Origin of the sequence: Vibrio nereis NBRC 15637, assembly GCF_001591105.1 — a bacterium.
Lineage (GTDB): Bacteria > Pseudomonadota > Gammaproteobacteria > Enterobacterales > Vibrionaceae > Vibrio > Vibrio nereis.
In genome coordinates this window covers 68,245-87,552 of sequence record NZ_BCUD01000013.1, presented here as the reverse complement: position 1 = coordinate 87,552, position 19,308 = coordinate 68,245, and the positions used below count along the sequence as shown (strand labels likewise).

Annotated in this window: 15 protein-coding genes and 1 pseudogene; 11 read left to right on the top strand and 5 right to left on the bottom strand. The window is 44.3% G+C overall.

The window, feature by feature from the left end; genetic code table 11:
- Positions 1-20 precede the first annotated feature (20 nt).
- Entirely contained in the window at positions 21-2,192 is a 2,172-nt protein-coding gene (gene uvrD / locus VNE01S_RS13965) for a DNA helicase II (RefSeq protein ID WP_053396220.1), read from the bottom strand.
- 282 nt (positions 2,193-2,474) lie between these two features.
- Here uvrD and VNE01S_RS13960 point away from each other — a divergent pair, with 282 nt between their 5' ends.
- From VNE01S_RS13960 to VNE01S_RS13945, 4 genes are all read left to right on the top strand, one after another.
- Positions 2,475-2,735 (top strand): BufA1 family periplasmic bufferin-type metallophore, encoded by a 261-nt coding sequence (locus VNE01S_RS13960; protein ID WP_053396219.1) that lies wholly within the window; start codon positions 2,475-2,477, stop codon positions 2,733-2,735.
- An 86-nt stretch (positions 2,736-2,821) separates the two neighbouring features.
- Positions 2,822-3,679, top strand: coding sequence for an MNIO family bufferin maturase (gene bufB / locus VNE01S_RS13955; protein ID WP_174522341.1), 858 nt, complete (start codon positions 2,822-2,824; stop codon positions 3,677-3,679).
- A complete protein-coding gene (locus VNE01S_RS13950) occupies positions 3,676-4,461 on the top strand; it encodes an HvfC/BufC N-terminal domain-containing protein (RefSeq protein WP_053396217.1) in 786 nt (261 codons plus the stop codon). Before bufB ends, VNE01S_RS13950 begins: the two co-directional genes overlap by 4 nt.
- Positions 4,445-4,900: a DoxX family protein gene (locus VNE01S_RS13945; protein ID WP_053396216.1), complete on the top strand. Its 456-nt coding sequence runs from the start codon at positions 4,445-4,447 to the stop codon at positions 4,898-4,900. The genes VNE01S_RS13950 and VNE01S_RS13945 overlap by 17 nt, the downstream gene beginning before the upstream one ends.
- Positions 4,901-4,968: 68 nt before the next feature.
- Here the strand turns inward: VNE01S_RS13945 and prlC are convergent, their stop codons facing one another.
- Positions 4,969-7,011 carry an oligopeptidase A gene (gene prlC / locus VNE01S_RS13940; protein WP_053396215.1) on the bottom strand — a complete coding sequence of 681 codons (2,043 nt, stop codon included), beginning with the start codon at positions 7,009-7,011 and terminating at the stop codon, positions 4,969-4,971.
- A gap of 161 nt (positions 7,012-7,172) precedes the next feature.
- Here prlC and VNE01S_RS13935 point away from each other — a divergent pair, with 161 nt between their 5' ends.
- The 6 genes from VNE01S_RS13935 (at position 7,173) to VNE01S_RS13910 (ending at position 15,034) form a co-directional block, all read left to right on the top strand.
- On the top strand, positions 7,173-8,012 hold the full coding sequence (locus tag VNE01S_RS13935; protein WP_053396214.1) for a 23S rRNA (adenine(2030)-N(6))-methyltransferase RlmJ: 840 nt from the start codon (positions 7,173-7,175) through the stop codon (positions 8,010-8,012).
- A 154-nt stretch (positions 8,013-8,166) separates the two neighbouring features.
- On the top strand, positions 8,167-9,519 hold the full coding sequence (gorA, locus tag VNE01S_RS13930; protein ID WP_053396213.1) for a glutathione-disulfide reductase: 1,353 nt from the start codon (positions 8,167-8,169) through the stop codon (positions 9,517-9,519).
- Positions 9,520-9,607: 88 nt separating this feature from the next.
- The gene (locus VNE01S_RS13925) at positions 9,608-10,810 is read left to right on the top strand and encodes a site-specific integrase (RefSeq protein ID WP_053396212.1); all 1,203 of its coding nucleotides are present in this window, start codon (positions 9,608-9,610) and stop codon (positions 10,808-10,810) included.
- Positions 10,807-12,495, top strand: coding sequence for a hypothetical protein (locus VNE01S_RS13920; protein ID WP_053396211.1), 1,689 nt, complete (start codon positions 10,807-10,809; stop codon positions 12,493-12,495). The genes VNE01S_RS13925 and VNE01S_RS13920 overlap by 4 nt, the downstream gene beginning before the upstream one ends.
- Positions 12,496-12,504: 9 nt before the next feature.
- Positions 12,505-14,619 carry a hypothetical protein gene (locus VNE01S_RS13915; protein WP_053396210.1) on the top strand — a complete coding sequence of 705 codons (2,115 nt, stop codon included), beginning with the start codon at positions 12,505-12,507 and terminating at the stop codon, positions 14,617-14,619.
- Entirely contained in the window at positions 14,591-15,034 is a 444-nt protein-coding gene (locus VNE01S_RS13910) for a hypothetical protein (RefSeq protein WP_053396209.1), read from the top strand. Before VNE01S_RS13915 ends, VNE01S_RS13910 begins: the two co-directional genes overlap by 29 nt.
- A gap of 31 nt (positions 15,035-15,065) precedes the next feature.
- Here VNE01S_RS13910 and VNE01S_RS13905 read toward each other — a convergent pair whose 3' ends face one another.
- The 3 genes and pseudogenes from VNE01S_RS13905 to VNE01S_RS13895 form a co-directional block, all read right to left on the bottom strand.
- Positions 15,066-17,255, bottom strand: a complete 2,190-nt coding sequence (locus VNE01S_RS13905; protein ID WP_053396208.1) for a S8 family peptidase — start codon at positions 17,253-17,255, stop codon at positions 15,066-15,068.
- 5 nt (positions 17,256-17,260) lie between these two features.
- Positions 17,261-18,334 carry an AAA family ATPase gene (locus VNE01S_RS13900; protein ID WP_045609657.1) on the bottom strand — a complete coding sequence of 358 codons (1,074 nt, stop codon included), beginning with the start codon at positions 18,332-18,334 and terminating at the stop codon, positions 17,261-17,263.
- Positions 18,335-18,482: 148 nt separating this feature from the next.
- Positions 18,483-19,010, bottom strand: a pseudogene (locus VNE01S_RS13895) (diguanylate cyclase); the annotation flags it as partial.
- 9 nt (positions 19,011-19,019) lie between these two features.
- Between VNE01S_RS13895 and VNE01S_RS13890 the strand changes: the two are divergent.
- The gene (locus VNE01S_RS13890; protein WP_082331706.1) at positions 19,020-19,247 is read left to right on the top strand and encodes a helix-turn-helix domain-containing protein; all 228 of its coding nucleotides are present in this window, start codon (positions 19,020-19,022) and stop codon (positions 19,245-19,247) included.
- Positions 19,248-19,308: the final 61 nt, after the last annotated feature.

The window sequence follows — 19,308 nt, the reverse complement described above, 5'->3', positions numbered from 1 at the left end:
TTAGCGCTTTCTCTGTCTGGTTATAGCTTTTCCAGCTTAGCGTATGCGGTCACGAGCCACTTGATGCCCTCGCCGTTAAACGCCACCTGCACTCGGCTTTGCGGACCGCTACCTTCAAAGTTGATGATGGTACCTTCACCAAACTTCGGATGCATTACACGTGCACCCAGACTAAAGCCGGTCTCGTTAAAGCTCTCTTTGACCACAGTTTGGCTAAATCGGCCAGAACTCGCTGGACGGCTCACCTGTGCTTTCATGCGCACTTCGTCTAAGCACGTTTCTGGCAATTCACGAATAAAGCGCGATGGCTTGTGGTATTTGTCTTGGCCGTAAAGACGACGCATTTCAGCATACGTGATGTAGAGCTTTTCCATCGCGCGGGTCATCCCCACGTAGCAAAGGCGGCGTTCTTCTTCCAAACGCCCTGCTTCTTCGGCGGACATTTGGCTTGGGAACATGCCTTCTTCGACACCAACCATAAACACCAATGGGAATTCGAGGCCTTTCGCGCTGTGCAGTGTCATCAGCTGAACCGCATCTTCAAATTCGTCGGCCTGGCCTTCACCCGCTTCGAGTGCTGCGTGGGTTAAAAACGCCGTCAGCATTGGCATCTCGTCCGCTTCTTCCGGTTTTTCAAATTGACGCGTTGCGGTGACCAATTCTTCCAAGTTTTCAATTCGCGCCTTAGACTTCTCGCCTTTCTCCTGCTCATACATCGCGAACAGGCCCGAGTATTTGATCACATGGTCGGTTTGCTCGTGAAGCGGCATTTCGCAAGTGTCGTCTTCCATCGCGTTGATCAGTTCAACAAATCGGCTTAAAGCACTGGCAGCACGTCCAGCCAACACTTTGTCTTCCAACAGGCGTAAACTCGCTTGCCACATGGTGCTACCTTGGTCACGCGCGGCAAAACGAATCGTTTCCAACGTTTTGTCGCCAAGGCCACGCGTCGGGGTATTCACAATACGCTCAAACGCCGCGTCATCATTGCGGTTCGACATCAAACGCAGGTAACCAAGTGCATCGCGGATCTCTTGACGTTCGAAGAATCGCATCCCGCCGTAGATTCGGTACGGTAAACCCGCCTGAATTAACGCTTCTTCCAATACACGTGACTGGGCGTTATTGCGGTATAGCATCGCGGCATCGTTAAGCGCGCCGCCTTTGTCCTGCCACTCTTTAATCTTATTGACCGTAAAGCGCGCTTCATCCAGCTCGTTATACGCAGAGTAAACCGAGATAGGCTCGCCTTCTGCCCCTTCCGTCCACAGCTCTTTACCCATACGCTCGGTGTTATTGGCGATCAACGTGTTCGACGCTTCCAGAATCATCTTAGTTGAGCGGTAGTTTTGCTCCAAACGGACAGTGGTTACACTCGGGAATTCTTGCGTGAATTTTTCGATGTTCTCGATTTTTGCACCGCGCCAGCCGTAAATGGACTGGTCATCGTCACCCACGATCATCACGTGCGAATCCGGACCCGCCATCATTCGAAGCCAAGCGTACTGAATGTTGTTGGTATCTTGGAATTCGTCGACCAGAATATGCTTAAAGCGCGCTTGGTAATGTTCACGGATATGCTTTTTATCGCGCAGTAACTCGTGCGTTCGCAGCAAGATCTCCGCAAAGTCGACCAATCCCGCACGGTCACACGCTTCTTGATACGCGGTATACAGCTGCAAGTAGGTCTTGGTCACCGGGTCGTGGTAAGCATCGATATGATTTGGGCGCAGACCTTCGTCCTTTTTGCCGTTGATCCACCACGCCACTTGGCGCGCTGGCCACTGTTTCTCATCCAAGTTCTGAGCTTTAATCAGGCGCTTAAGTAGGCGCTGCTGATCATCGGTATCGATGATTTGGAAATCTTCTGGCAAGTTCGCGTCCAGATAATGTGCGCGAAGAATGCGGTGACAGATCCCGTGGAAAGTACCATTCCACATCCCAGACGCGCTGCCCATCATGAGTTCTTCAATACGGCCACGCATTTCTGCCGCCGCTTTGTTGGTGAACGTCACCGACATAATCGAAAACGGCGAGGCTTGTTCAACCGACATTAGCCAAGCAATGCGGTGTACAAGCACGCGGGTTTTACCACTGCCTGCGCCAGCAAGGATAAGTAAGTTTTCTAGTGGGGCGGCAACGGCTTCACGCTGCTTGTCATTCAGACCGTCGAGAAGTAATGAAGGATCCATTCTGAGCTCAGCTACTGGTTATCTATACATAGAAATTGATTATAACCTAAACACCGATGCCATTTCAGGAGAAAAGGAAGAAAAAAGTGACTGATATTTTTAGCCAACTTATCAAACACTTAAATAAACACAATCAATAATTAATCCATTTATCATTATTTATCTGAAAGTTTTCCTGCGGCTTTTCTTTCTTTTTGAATAAGCAAGCTGGTCAAGAACCAAACACTTTGAGTAGCTCGTTTGACACCATTTAAGGACAAAAGAAAACCAGAGGAAACTACCATGAAAAAATCGAATCTTGCCGTAACTGCCGCTGTGACCGGACTACTTGCTCTAGGTGGCACTATGCTCACTGCCACTCCTGCCGTCGCAGCTGAAAAAGAAAAATGCTACGGAGTTGCCAAAGCCGGTAAAAACGACTGCGCAACCAAAACTGGTTCTTGTGCAGGTACTGCGAAAGAAGACAGCCAAAAAGACGCGTTTGTGGTCGTTCCCAAAGGGCTTTGTGACAAACTTGCTGGCGGTAGTACTGAATCGTCTTAAGTTTCCTGTTCGCCTCACAAAACATTGGCGGTCTAGCTTACGAATGGCCGCCGTTTCTTCCACTCACTCGCAAGGATTCGCCCGTGATTAGCCACCACTACCACACACAGGTCGGCGTAGGGTTACGCTCACCACACTTGGAATTTTTCTCTGGTGAACGGCCGGGACTGACTTGGCTAGAAATCCACAGTGAGAACTATTTCCAACCTTACTCGGCTGCGCGGCAAACCTTGCGCCAATTGGCCAATTATTACCAAATTAGCTGCCATGGCATTGGTTTATCACTCGGCAGTGTAGCTCGTCCGAGTCAGCCTCATCTTCAACAACTGAAACATTTAGTCGATGAACTACAGCCGTTTTTGGTCTCTGACCACCTAAGCTGGAGTGAGAATGGCGGCCACTACTTCAACGACTTACTGCCACTGCCCTACACAGAAGAAGCGTTAGAGGTGTTTTGTCGCAATGTCGACGAGGTACAAGATTATCTGCAGCGTCCAATGCTGATCGAAAACCCATCGAGCTACCTCAAGTTCAATCACTCCACCATTTCAGAGTGGGAATTTCTCGCCGAAGTGCAGCGGCGCACTGAGTGCCGACTGTTGCTCGACCTAAACAACGTTTATGTTTCAGCGTTTAACCACGGTTTTGATACCGAGACCTACCTCAACGCGATTCCAGCCGACGCGGTGGATGAAATTCATTTGGCCGGCTTTACCATCAAGCATCTTGAGCAAGGCGAAATTTGGATTGATACCCACAGCAAACCAGTCAGTGATGAAGTGTGGCAACTGTTTGAGAGATGGCTGAATCAGCACGGTCCTCGCAATACACTCATCGAGTGGGATTTGGATATTCCTGCCCCCGAAGTCCTGCTCGCAGAGGCAGAAAAAGCCAGCCAAAGGCTGCAAATGCTCCCTTCACAAAATGGGAGAAAAGCGTCATGAACTTATCTCTCGCGGTTCTGCAAAACCGATTTTCTGCCGCGCTGCACTATGACGCAACAGGCGAAGAGTGCGACGTCACCAATGATGTATTTAGCGCCGACGAGCGTATGCAGATCTATCGCAATAACTTTATTATTGGCTTAAGTGATGTGCTGCAAGCAACCTACCCTATGGTACTAGCTTTAGTGGGCGAGGAATGTTTCAGCCAACTTGCCAGACAGCATGTGCTGAATAACCCGTTAACTTCAGGCAATGTCAGTCATTATGGCGAGCGCTTTGCCGATACCATTCAACACTTTCCAGCGGTCATGAAAGCCGCGCCCTACCTCCCCGACGTCGCGGAGTTTGAATGGCACATTGACCTCGCTCAGCAGCGCCATGACAGCATTGCTCAAAACAAGCGACTGCCATTCACGCAACTCCGTGCACTCCCTGCCGACAAACACGCTGAGGTCATCTTGCATCTACAGCCAGGCGTTTTGCCCTTTAGTGCCCACTTTGCGGTGTTTTCACTGCAAGTCGCGATAGATAACCAACAGTTCGACGATTTAAACCTAAACCAAGCCGAGCAAGGGGTTGTTTGTCATCTTAGCGGCAGCGAAAGCTGGAGTTTGGCTTTGCCGTCAGACGTGTTTCAACTCTTACAAGCTATCTACAACGGGGCATGTTTGGCTAAGATTCCGAGCGAGTGTCTAGTGCACTTAAGCTTTCTCGTAGACCATCATCTGTTGGCAGGATTTACACTGGCTGAAGAAGGAGGCCATTATGTCGACTGCGATTAAAAATGTTATCGAGACTTACGAGTCCCTGATTGGTAAAGCGCAGTGCGTATTCATTCCTGTGCTGCTGTTGTTTTGCCGTTTATGGGTTGCCTATGTGTTTTTTAATTCGGGCCTGACCAAAATCGCCACTTGGGATAGCACGCTCTATCTTTTTGAATATGAATACCAAGTACCACTGCTGCCTTGGCAAGTCGCCGCTTATATGGGGACGGCTGCCGAGCTGATTCTGCCCGTCTTTATCGGGTTGGGATGGTTAACTCGACCAATGGCGGCCATATTGTTTGTCTTCAATATTATTGCGGTGGTGTCTTACCCACTGCTTTGGGAGCGCGGATTCTATGACCACCAGCTGTGGGGCTTGATGATTTTAATTGTGATCGTTTGGGGAGCGGGGCCTTTCTCTATCGATAAATTATTGAAAGAGAAGTTAAAGGGTTAAGATATTTAGCTACAGCCGATAAAACAATGCCCTCACATCAGAGGGCATTGTTGGTTGATATTACGGGGTTAAGCGGTAATACCAGAATGACGCAGCAGAGCATCGATTTCTGGCTCACGACCACGGAAGCGTTTGAACAGCTCCATTGGTTCTTCACTGCCACCCATTTCTAGGATGTTGTTTAGGAAGCTCTTACCCGTTTCCGCGTTGAATATACCTTCTTCTTCAAAGCGAGAGAAAGCATCCGATGATAATACTTCTGCCCACAAGTAGCTGTAGTAGCCAGCGCTGTAACCACCAGCAAAAATATGACTAAAGCTGTGCGAGAATCGATTCCACTCCAAGCTTGGTAACACCGCGACTTTCGATTTCACTTCAGCCAGCGTTTCCAGTACGCGCGGACCGACTTCCGGGTCAAACTCGGTATGCAGGGTAAAGTCAAACAAACCGAACTCAAGCTGACGCAGGATAAACATCGCCGACTGGAAGTTTTTCGCCGCCAGCATCTTGTCTAGCATCTCTTTTGGTAGCGGTTCACCGGTTTCGTAGTGACCCGAGATAAACGCCAGGGCGTCTTCTTCCCAACACCAGTTCTCTAGGAACTGACTTGGTAACTCAACTGCATCCCAAGGCACGCCATTGATACCAGAAACAGACCCCGTTTCCACTTGCGTCAGCATGTGGTGGATACCGTGACCAAATTCGTGGAAAAGCGTCACTACTTCATCGTGGGTAAACAACGCCGGTTTGTCACCGATCGGGCGGTTAAAGTTACACGTCAGATACGCTACTGGTGTTTGTAATTCCCCTTCACCGTTGATACGGCGCACACGGCATTCATCCATCCACGCACCGCCACGCTTGTGTTCGCGCGCATAAAGGTCAAGATAGAAGCTGCCGCGTAGTTTGTCGTTCGCATCGAAGATATCGAAGAAACGCACAGACTCGTGCCAAGTATCCACACCTTCACGCTCTTTGACTGTCATGCCAAACACGCGTTTCAGCACTTCAAACAGGCCACTGACCGCTTTTGCTTCAGGGAAGTAAGGGCGCAGTTCTTCGTCTGAAATTTGGAAGAGATGCTGCTTTTGCTTTTCGCTGTAGTACGCGATGTCCCATAGGTTAAGTTCTTCAACGCCGCATTCGCTCTTCGCAAACTGACGCAGCTCTTCGACTTCACGTTCACCTTGCGGTTTGGCTTTGCTCGCTAAGTTATTGAGGAAACCAAGCACCTGAGATGGGTTTTCAGCCATCTTGGTCGCCAATGATTTCTCACTGAAAGTATTAAAGCCGAGCATACGCGCAATTTCATGGCGCAGTTTGAGTTGCTCGTTAATGATATCGCTGTTGTCCCACTTGCCGGCATTCGGGCCACGGTCCGACGCACGGGTCACGTACGCTTCGTAAAGCTCTTTACGCAACTCTTGGTTGTCACAGTAAGTCATCACTGGCAAGTAAGACGGAATGTCTAGCGTTAATAAGTAACCGTCCAGCTCTTTGGCTTCCGCGGCTGCTTTCGCTGCTGATAACGCTGAGTCTGGCATGCCTGTGAGCTCTTTCTCGTCGGTCACATGCTTGGTCCAGCCCATGGTTGCGTCCAGCACGTTGTTTGAGAACTTAGAGCCTAGCTCTGACATACGTTTGCTGATCTCACCGTAGCGGTGCTGCTGATCGGCAGGGAGCGCGATACCAGAGAGCTCGAAATCACGTAAGGCATCGGTAATGGTTTTCTTCTGCGCTTGAGTCAACTCTTCATACGACTCATCGGCTTTGATCGCTTTGTATGCTTCAAACAAGCCTTTGTGTTGGCCGACCCAAGTGCCGTACTCAGACAACATTGGCAGGCAGCTTTCGTACGCTTCGCGTAACTCATCGCTGTTCACGACCGAGTTCATATGGCTCACCGGTGACCAAATGCGGCTTAGGCGGTCATCCACTTCTTCAATCGGCGCAATTACGTTTTCCCAGCTTGGTGCCGCGTTATCTTTTAGCACTTGCTCGATCTTCGCGCGGCAGTCAGCAATCGCCTGCTCAACCGCAGGTTTTACGTGCTCGGGTTTAATCTGAGAAAACGGAGGGAGGTCAGTAAAAGTCAGTAGTGGATTAGACATAAAGCATTCCTTTTGATTCAAAGATGTACCTCTCTAGTCATCTTTGTACGTATCGTTTGTGTTAGATAGTAAATATAGGTAGGTTCTGCAATTTTCAATAGTAACGTATACTAAGTGCCATTATTCATGATGCACCTCGCACCGATTCTGAGAGAAATATTTTGTTAAGTTATCGCCATAGCTTTCACGCAGGAAACCACGCTGACGTAATAAAGCATATTGTTCAAAGCCTTATCCTAGATTCCCTCAAACAGAAAGATAAGCCTTTTGTCTACCACGACACACATTCTGGCGTGGGTCGTTACGATTTAACGCACGAGTGGTCTGAGAAAACTGGCGAATACAAACAAGGTATCGCGCGTGTGTGGGATCAGAAAGACATCCCAGCGGAAATTCAGAGTTACTTAGACTCAGTCAAAGTACTCAATAACGGTGACAAACTACGTTACTACCCGGGTTCACCGCGTGTGGCGCGTGCGCAGATCCGCCAGCAAGACCGCATGGTGCTAACCGAGCTGCACCCAAGCGACTACCCATTGCTTGAACAAGAATTTCACCGCGATCGTCAGGTCAGCATCTATAAAGAAGACGGCTTTCAGCGCCTGAAAGCGAGCTTGCCGCCAAAAGAGCGCCGTGGTTTGGTGCTGATTGACCCGCCTTACGAGCTGGCCAAAGAGTATCGCGATGTGGTGCAAGCGATCTGGCAAAGCCACAAACGCTGGGCAACAGGCATCTACGCAATTTGGTATCCTGTGGTCAATCGTCACGATATCGAAGACATGATCGAAGGATTGGAAGGCCTGGGCATTCGCAAAATCTTACAAATTGAGTTAGGCGTGGCACCGGATACCAACGAGCACGGCATGACGGCATCTGGCATGATAGTCATCAACCCGCCGTGGAAGCTGGAAAGCCAAATGAAAGAGATTTTGCCGTTCCTTAAAGAAGCAATTGCCCCGGCAACCGGTCATTGGAAAGTAGATTGGATTGTGCCTGAATAACCTTCAGTCGCAGCAAATTTAAATAGGATGGATTGAGTTCAACCGATTCGTCCTCAACTATATAAAGATTAAACACATTTAACACTCTCAGGGAGCTTGCGGCCTCACGAAAAGTGAACACCCTGCCCTCGCCCCTAGATAAACGGAGAAAGTAATGGCGACTCATTTTGACTATATCTGTATCGGCGGCGGCAGCGGCGGTATCGCATCAGCAAACCGCGCGGCAATGTACGGTGCTAAAGTAGCGCTAATCGAAGCTCAAGACCTTGGCGGTACGTGTGTAAACGTTGGTTGTGTGCCAAAAAAAGTGATGTGGCACGGCGCGCAAATCGCAGAAGCGATGAACTTGTACGCAGAAGACTACGGTTTTGACGTTGACGTAAAAGGCTTTGACTGGAGCAAGCTGGTTGAGAGTCGTCAGGCGTACATTGGTCGTATCCACCAATCTTACGACCGCGTTCTTGGCAACAACAAAGTCAACGTCATCAAAGGCTTTGCTAAGTTCGTTGACGAAAAAACCGTGGAAGTAAACGGTGAGCACTACACCGCAGATCACATTCTGATCGCAGTCGGTGGTCGTCCAACCATCCCTAACATTCCGGGCGCAGAATACGGCATCGATTCGAACGGCTTCTTCGACCTAGCAGAGCAACCAAAACGCGTAGCGGTTATCGGCGCGGGTTACATCGCGGTTGAAATCGCAGGTGTTCTTCACGCTTTGGGGACTGAAACTCACTTATTCGTTCGTAAAGAATCGCCGCTGCGTAGCTTTGACCCAATGATCATCGAGACGTTGGTGGAAGTGATGGATGCAGAAGGCCCTAAACTGCACACCCACTCAGTACCAAAAGAAGTAGTGAAAGAAGCAGACGGCAGCCTGACTCTACACCTAGAAAACGGTGAGAGCCAAAACGTTGACCAATTGATCTGGGCAATCGGTCGTCACCCAGCGACAGACGCGATCAACTTAGCGTCCACTGGCGTTGCGACTAACGACAAAGGCTACATTAAAGTCGACGAATACCAAGAAACGAACGTTCCTGGCATCTACTGTGTGGGTGACATCATGGAAGGTGGTATCGAACTCACTCCAGTGGCAGTGAAAGCGGGTCGTCAACTGTCTGAGCGCTTGTTCAACGGCAAGACTAACGCGAAGATGGACTACGATTTGGTTCCAACCGTAGTATTTAGCCACCCACCAATCGGCACTATCGGTCTAACGACTCAAGAAGCGGAAGAGAAGTACGGCAAAGATAACGTTAAGGTTTACACGTCTGGTTTTACAGCAATGTACACCGCGGTCACTAAGCACCGTCAACCGTGTAAGATGAAGTTAGTCTGTGCTGGCGAAGAAGAAACGGTCGTTGGCCTACACGGCATCGGTTTCACGGTGGATGAAATGATCCAAGGTTTCGGTGTAGCAATGAAGATGGGCGCAACCAAAGCAGATTTCGATTCTGTTGTGGCGATTCACCCAACTGGCTCAGAAGAGTTCGTTACCATGTAAATCGGTGTCTGGAAAATCCACCCTGTAGATTTGTAAACTCTGGAAAACATACTAGCCTCTATGTATATCAAATACATTGGAGGCTGGTATGGTTACTGTCGTAAATTCGAACAATTTTGACGTTCCCCGAATCTATCCGCCTTCAAGTAAATCAACATCTATTCATCTAACTGGGTTTCCTACCTTTTACTCCAAAGACCACGAATATCTACTACCGGTTAACCTTTGGCTCAATTACTTAGTGAACATTCGAAAAGCAGCCGATATAACAGCAAGTGTTCGTGCTCTTAAAAGATATTGGCAGTTCTTAGAATCGAATAATTATTCCTGGGACAACTTCCCTGCGAATGACTACCTAAAACCGACCTATCGATTCAGAAATGATGATCTGTTAAAAGCAGCCAGGTGTGGTGAGATCGCCTTTTCTACAGCGTCTATGTACATTCTTCATGTTATCAAATTCTATGAATGGGCAGCTCATGAGAGATTCATAACCTTTACTGAAGAGAACAAACCATTTAATTATCAGATAGTCCATATAGCTAACTCTGGGGTGATGAACCATAACAACCCTCGGTTTGCAGTACGCTCAACTGATCTAAGAATCAGAAAACCAGCAAGAAACGAACAACAAAAACTCAATCCATTATCTCAACAAGAACTACTTTTCTTCGCTGACTGCCTCAGAGAATGTTCCGAAGAATTTATCATTCATCAACTACTCCAGATACAGTCTGGATTACGCGTTGAAGAAGCTTGTACATTTCCATTTGATGTTGTTGAATTTCCTCAACAAAATATTCGCCGATACGAAGTTGAAATCGGAGCTAATAACGGCGTACACACAAAATTCAACAAAACACGCAAAGTAGAAATACCTAACCAGCTAATGCGCAGGATGTATGACTATTTGGTTAGTGAGCGGCGACTAAAACGGGTGAGGAAAACTGATAATACACATAAAACACTTCTCCTGAACAATTTAGGTAACCCTCTTTGTAGTAACAACGTCCAACAACATTTTCGTCGCTTAAAGCACCAAATCCAACGGAAACACAATATTGTCTTTAGCCACCGCACTCATGATTTAAGAGCAACCTATGGTACCTATCGACTCGATTCACTAATGAACCACCTACCTGTTGGTGATGCTTTAGCTTTGATCATGGGGTGGATGGGACACAAAGACGATAAAACCACATGGAAATACCTTCGATACTTAAGAAAAGAAAAAGCAAATCAAAATGCGATTGTAATGCTTGACCAAATATTGGAGGAAGCAATGTTATGACTTACACGCCTCCTAAGCTAACAATCAAACTTCGCACCGGAATCAAACAAACGTTCACTTATGACTTCACTCGTTTTTTCTACAAAGGCGTTGCTTTTAAGAGAGATTTACAGCGAGCAGAACCTGCACATCGAGATGCTGATGTTCTGAGATGGTACAGAATATTTACTGAGACAAACGAATACTCTGATCTGACAAAACAAAGCTACCTAAGAGATTTTGCAAAATACGTTCGCTTTTGTGATACGAAAAGACTTAATCCGGAAAGCTCTGCTGCCGTTGAATCATGGGAGAGACACTTGATAGAGCAAGTTCGTATATCTTCAATGAACGTCAATTCTGCGCGGAAAATGATTTCTTGTTCAAAAAAATGCTTAGAAATGCTTGGTAATCCAAGCTCAGAATGGTTCTCTCCTTATGGATTATTTCGCTCTGAACCTAATCCTACTCAAGGTTATTCAGATCGAGAGCTGTCTTCCTTAATCAAAATTATTAACTCATTTTTCAGACAGATATCCAAACAAATCATGGAGAACCCAAGCATACATCTGAATGCTTCAACCAATAAAAGAACTGCGACCTTTACCTACAACAACCATACACATGAAATCGCCTCACCAATAACAAAATGCTTTAGTGCCGCCTACTTCATGTTGTCCTATTACACTTGGGGCAATACAACCGTCCTCCTCAACATGACAAAGCCGAAAGAAAAAATATTTGAAGGTGGTAAGTGGTTTGAGCAAAGTGTTTTAAAGCCTAGAGCAAATAAGTATGTATCTATATCGATTGGGGATAACGGTACATTTCATGTTCCCAAAATAGCACTTAGATTTTTTGAGCAGCTATTGCAACTTAGTAGCCTTATTTCTTCGGATCCTCATTTGCTCTGGCAAACCAAAAGAGGCCATATTGCACCTTTGGAACAAGGACATATACAAACCTTCTCTAAATGGCTGTATGAGACGTTTGATCTAAAATCTGATGATGGTGAGCCACTAAGGCCAATGGCTTCGAAATTTCGTGCCAGTGGAAGTTACCGCTATTTAGCAAAAACGGGAAATACAACTGAAACAGCATTGCTCCTAGGCAACACCCCATACACGTTATCAAAGCACTATTCTTCCGGAAATCAGGTTGAGAACCAAAAACAATTGCTTGCAGCAACTCACACAATTGAAGGCGCAGCTCGGTGTTCAGATATTAATGCCGCAAAAGAATTTGCAAAAAAAGAGTTGGGGGTAGAAGTTCTTCCGTACGAGGAGTTCCTTGCAAAATATGCAGATAAGCACGGCGAAAAAACGATTATAGGAACGGGCTGTAAAAATGTCTATTCCAGTCAGGCTGACAAATACCGAAGGAGGAATCACTTCAGTCCGAAAGACTTTAATGTTGACCACCTGGCATGTTCTGACATTCATAATTGCTTCGATTGTGAAAATCAGGTCATCATTGAAAGTGTTGAGGATATCTGGTGTCTACTGAGTTATCGAGAATCGATCATTGATTCAAAAGTTCACCACCTTAGTGAGCAGCATTTTAATAAAAACTATTCAGACCTTTTAAACTCGATCAATCGAATTGTCTTCACCATCCATCCCAAAGTAAAAAGATTAGCAGAAAAGAAACTTCAGAATGAAGGAAGACACCCTCTATGGCCAGAAGGAATCAACATCGATTTTTAAGGACAACCTATGACACCATTGTTTGAACTACCTAAAAACATACTCAAAGAAAACATTTCCGAATATAAAAAGGTTATAGAGTTGTATGTAAATAAAAACTATAGAGAATTAGATAATGTAGTCGTAACTAAAAAATATGATGGAAGCCCTCAAAGCTACTTTGGCGATGAGGAATGGAACTTTTCCGCTTACTTAGATGCCAGAATAGTCCATAAAAAACATACTGTATTTTCATCATTCTCAGATGAGAACTTGGCTAGAGAGATGAAACTTATCTGTTTCTCATGGCTTTACATATCCGGTCATCATAGAAAAGGGGCAGTTATTAAACCAACAACACTTCTCGCACGCTTTTCAAAACTATCTCAAGTGTATAAATTTATTGAAAAAAATGGTTTTTCTTCTATTAACGATCTTTCAGCAAATATTGTTTTTCTCGAATTTCGTAACCACCTTCAATCCCAAAATTATCAACATGCTCAAGTAGCAGCAATCTATAATACATTGACCAGTATACAAAGAGTTAGTAGATACCTTCCTATAACATTCTCCATACCACCAGATCAAAATTCGACTAAGTTCTCCTTTGAATTAACAGGAAAAAATAAAGAGGAAGGATCTAATCAATTTTATGCTATGCCAACTAGAATAATGGAAAGGATATACGGCTATTGTTTTAACACCATTGATGAATACTACCCATATAGAGAAGCACTTCACGAACTATTACATGACTTAAGAGAGAACTACGTCGAAGGAAAAAGGCGAGTTGATGAAAAAATTGAAAATGGAATTTGGAAATGGATGAGCAAAGATTCTTATGACTACAGAGTAGAAGTTAACAAACACATGCCTTCAAAATATAAATCCATAATAGATGCTCATTTAGACAATACTCCTCTCGGCAATAAGCTTCCTAGAGACGCACGCAACCTCCAAAGTGCAATTATTGAATTACAAACGGTCTGCTTTATCACCTGTGGGGCTCTGACAGGAATGCGTCGTTCAGAACTATATTGCCTAAACTCGAATAGTTTTAGAGAAAAAGAAATATATGCTCGAAAATACTACGTTCTTCGCTCTGAGCATCATAAATTTACCCAAGGAAGAGGAAAACCTGCAGAGTGGGTAACAACTAAACTAGCTGGAAAAGCCATTGATATTGCAGAAGCTCTTTCTAGATACATGCGAATTCAGTTGTTAGAAGATGAAGATCCTATGAGTGAGTATAACTCTTCATGCTTGTGGTTGGGACAAGGACGAAAATCACAGAAACCAGTAATCACACAAGACAATAATATGAGGAAACACTTTCGTCGCATATGTCAAAAAGCAAACGCCATAATCACTGAAGATGATCTTGAAGAGTTTCGTCTCATCAATCCCAATAGAGAGCCACAAAAGGCTGCTGAGAATTTAAAAGTTGGTAATATCTGGCCATTAACTACTCATCAACTACGCAGAACTTTTGCTGTATTTTCAAAACGTCATAACCTTTGTCACGATATTGCGATAAAAGAACAGTTCAAACACCTAGATCTACCCACAACAGAATGGTATGGAGAAGGTGGTCTTGCCAGCAAAATAAAAGCACTACAGATCGATACAGAGCTTCAATCATTCCTCAATGACGTAATCCAAGAATCTACGACACAAAAAATTCATGAATGGTATAAAGGCTGGTATTCAGGTCAACTGATGGGTCATATGGCCGGTTCAATCAATAAAAACCGAATATCTCTTCACAAAAAATATAAATCATGGGATGCGATTAATGGGCATGTAAAAGCTGGTCGATTAACCCTTGTAGGCACGCTACACTCTTACTGTATGGCTGGCTACGAATGCCAGATGCATAAGGTTAGTTCCCCAGCCAACTGTATGAGCTGTGAAAATCAACTCATAGATAAAGAAAAAGCTGAAAACTGGAACAAACGCTATCAATGGGTGTGCAAACAAGTTATTGATATGGAAGCAATCGGTTCGTTAACCGCTTCCATGTATTCACATTTTATTACCCAAATCAGAGCCGCTGAAAAAGTTCTCCACAAATTTCAGATTCCATTCACAAGATTTGAGATAGGCAACGGTAAATATGAGCAAGTCCCAAATTACGAAGGCTGAACTAGAGCAAGCGCTAAAAAGAATCCTATCGGGAAAAACTCACCGCATTGATCCTGCGCGGAAGATTTCAGTTAAAGCGGTAGAAGAAGAAGCTGGGCTAGGCGATGGCTCTGCCTATTATTACAAAGACATAGTACAAAAAATAAAAGACTCAGTTATCCAAAACTCACCGAAATCCAAAGCTCAAAACGCATATGAAGATAAGATTTCCAGCTTAAGAGAACGGTTAAAAAAAGAAATAAGCCTGAAAGAAAAATACCGAGCGCAAACAGAAGATTTAAAAGAACAACTCTCTAATATGGCGAGCCAACACAACCAGCTCGCCTTAATGATTCAGCAATATCAGTACAAGATTGCTGAGTTAGATTCTGAAGTATCTCTGCTTCCTTACCCTACACCTAAAAGCCACCAATAACAGTGCAGATCAGATGCACGATACTTACAGACTATACTCGAACTCGGTTAGCAACTTTTACCGCTTGTAACGTCTGGTTTTGCTGAAGAACCAAGTTATAAGTATTGTTATCACCCTGCGCTCTAATAGATATCACAAGTGAGTAGTTAAGTGGCTCCAGTTCTGTTTGGCTATCTCCACCTTGCTCTCTAGCGTGATACTTAACGTCAAACACCGGCTTGAAGAGGGTATCTTTTTTGAATCGTTGAGATCTAGAAATACACGTTTCCCATTTATGTGCATCTTCCCTTAATTCCTCTTCAGTTTCATATAGATTACCAACGGAAAAGAACGTTTTAGAATCAGCATGATCAGATTCATCGCTTTTTTTCTTACTTTCATTTCCTCTAAACACAATATCAAGACCACTTCTCGTATAATGCAATGGGTGCTCTGGATCTGTAATTGCGTTGAAGCAAAACGTCGCTTTGAGGTGAACCCAAGTACAATCAATCCCATCAGGAATAGGGATAGGTATTCTCAAATGCTCTGACTTATTCAGTTCACCTTGATATACGATAATTGCTTCATCATCCAAGCATTCCACAATGGACTCTGGAGAATTTGGTAATAACCCCCACCCAACATCATTTTGTTCTTTTTCCTCACGACTTGCATGATGCACCATGAGCGCCTTTACTGTAGACGGATTCAAGTCAAAATCTGTAATCGCATCGATGCCAGCCGCTACTCTTAAAGCATAAGGGGCAGCATAGCTTGTCCCTAATGTCCCTATGATTGAATGAGTCAAAGGAGAGTAAACTTTGAAAAGTTCACTGTATGAACCTCCAAAAATGACACCATCAGGCTTAACTACACCAGGGCTTCTGCCTGGTCCAATACAGCTGTAGGGAGCTCTTTCCCACTTATCACTTTTCGAGTCACTCGCCCCAACAGCAAAACAATTAACCATGTCACTTGGAGGTTGTATCCTAGCAAACTCACCGTCGAGCTCTCCATCATTACCAATGGCAACAGTGGCAAAGCAGTGGCCATCTTGTAGAAGCCTGTCAATAACCGAGGTCCATACGTGCACATCATCATCATCTATCGCCAGTCTTGGCCCTAGACTCAAATTTATGTATTTATATTCCTTTTTCTTTAAAACATCTTCTACTCTAGTCAATACATCGAATAGATCGGGATCTGTATCCGTAGCTGATAAAACACGAACAATATCAACTTTAGAATATGGTTCTCCCATTTGGGGACTTCCATCTATGTATGGCCCAAAGAGAAATGCAGAACATACTTCACTACCATGGGCTAACAAGCTTGGGTGTCCATGAGTAACATCTGATGGAATATACTCTGTCACCCAATCATGGAGAATATGTTCAGTACCTATTCCACCATCGAATATACATACCTTAAAATCATTGTTTAACGCTTTGAACTGAGGTAGTTCAAAGACTTCTTTTAGGGACTCTCTCAGCACATCAGGGTGATTAAACCTGAGTTGAGGCATACTCCTTAGCGCTCTTAGATGAGAAAATTGTGCCAATTCCTGTTCTGTACCAGTGCCAATAGTCACGGGCAAGAAAGTCAGTCCCCCTACAGTCTTGGCTCTTTTCCAATCAACTGTTCCCCCTAGGGAGACTGAATAGTCGTTAAATGAACGTTTAACGAATTCATCATGCTCAGAAGCATGCAACACTACCTCTAACTTGAGCTCATCACTCTGCTCGTCTATATGCTTGATCTTTTCATCAGGAGTTATAGAGCTAATATTTTCGATTGATCTAATGATATCTTTTGTAGTCTCAGGTAAGTTGTCATACTGAATACTGTTCAACATTGCTTCGAACTTCGATTTAGTTCCTGACACAAAAATACACGATGTAAGCCCTTCTTCAGGGTGTTTTTTAACGGCCCACTTTTCGGGCTTTATACGCTGGGATTTTGAGCCTACATCCTTAATATCATATCGATTAAATAACTTTGTCGGGTAATAGGACTTGGCAAGGTAAGAAGGGTGTTGTAAGAACTTTATTACAACCTCACCATTTGCACATTGTGCCTCTGGTTTTAAGTCAATGTCTTCGATAACGCTAGACAGGTCTTTTACCAATCTATCTCTTGCTTCATAAAAAGTGTATGGATGCTTCTTTTCACCCCCACCGCTCCTTACTTCCACAGAGTTAGTAAGCGATTCACCATAGCCAATAATAAAGTTCTTCATTACTTTTACCCTTCCCCAGAGTCTTCAATCGACTTTTTAACCGTTGGTCTACTAATACCCAGCTTATTTGAGATAGCTCTTTGAGAGAGTCCTTGTTTATGAAGCTTTACAGCCATTACTTTCTTCTCTTCCAAGCTCAACTCTTCGTGATAACTTACGTTCTCTTCTCCAACTAGCTTCCTAAGCGTCAGTGATGAAATTACATTAGCTCGCTTTTGCTGGGTCAGTTCACGATCAATATTGCTGAATGACATACCTTCAAATTTATCGAGATATTCTTCTTTCTTATCAGCAACATCTGGCCAATAATTGGATAAGTACTCATTTACCATTCCCTTTGTAGGCATTGTAAATGATATTTCCATATCAAACCGTCTCCATATAGCAGGATCTAGAAGCTCACCATGATTTGTGGCTGCAATAAGTAATGATGTTGCAGGCCATTCATCTATAGTCTGGAGAAGTACCGTAACCAGCCTTTTAAGCTCACCTAGCTCACGATCATCATCTCGACGTTTCGCTATAGCATCAAACTCATCAAGCAGTAGTACACAAGGAAAAGACATAGCATGCTCGAGTACAGCCCTTACATTACTTCCTGTTTTTCCTAAAAAGCTACTCATCACGGTCGCTAAATCTAGAGTTAATAGTGGGAGATCCAACTGGTTTGCCAACCACCTAGCGGAAAGAGTTTTACCAACTCCAGGTGGGCCTTGGAATATAATCGACTTAGTTGGCTGTAGCCCCTCTGATAAAAGAGCGTCTTTATACTCTCTCTCTAATAACACTTGCTCAAAAGCTTCCGAAACATCCTTAGAGTAAATGGGCTCCTTCAAAAGCGACACTGGCTCTTCTACTTTGATTAAACTTTGTCTGCTATCTGCATCTACAGGTAGAGGCAATCGCCTAACGTTACTGCTCCTTAAAGCATCTGTAGCCAATTTTTTATTTATCTGCTCATATAGCGATGGGCTATCTAGTCGAACTTTTGAAGCCAACTTTCTAACAATCATTTGAGCTGTAGATTTATCTCCCTTAAGGGCAACATCTATCAAATTTAATATGAATTTATCTTCCATTTTAACCTACATGTTTAGGTTTCAATTTCAAAATGGTAAACCAACCACCAAACAATTACCACCAAAACATCTTATATTTACCACAAAGAATAAATGTTTAACCAAGAATCAATCAAAAAAACCCACCCAGACTGGTAACCAATAAGAACTACGAAAAAGCAGAAATGACGCGCTGTTTGAATACCCCTAACCGAAGGTCATCAACAGCACTAGGCGAGCCACCTGAACTGGAGCCGCTTTTAACTGTATTCCCCCAGATAAGATTTGAGTTAACTACTTCTTCACCTAACAAAGAGTTGTTTTGATCTAGTAGCCTACGGTTGTCAGCAAATTCAGATTCTTCTTGCGTAGCAAGTTTGGCAAAAAGACATGATTCAGGAATGTCTTGTTCTATCCGTTCTGCAAATTCAATCAAGCTTTTCTCTGCAAAAGTAAATAGCCAAGCTTGCTGGTTTATCAGCCCATTTACTCGAAGAATGCGTCCAAGTACTTGCCTAAAGTACAATTCAGTTTTGACCGAACTCATATGGCAACAAACTTGAAGGCGAGGAATATCAGTACCTTCGCTAATCATTCCAACACTAACGATCCACTGAGCATCACTTTGACGATATCGTTCTATTTCAACTAAAGGCTCTTCATGACGGTATGTAACTATTGAGACTGTTTGGGAGTAAAAATAGGTATGGATGAAAGCTCGGCAAGCCCAAGGATGAATCAGTACGAAAAAGGGAAACATTCGCCTGATGTTCAAACGCTGAAACTGATTGCGAATGAACTTGGTGTACCTTTAAGTTACTTTTTCTGTGAGTATGAGTTATCTGCGCACCTAGCTATTGCAATAAGTCGACTAACTCCTTCACAAAAAGAAGTACTACTCAACTACATCTCACAGCTAGATGTTGATAGCTAGTTTACTATTGCTTGAGCTAAGTACTATTAAAACTAGTAAGTTGTGGTATATCATTCTCTGT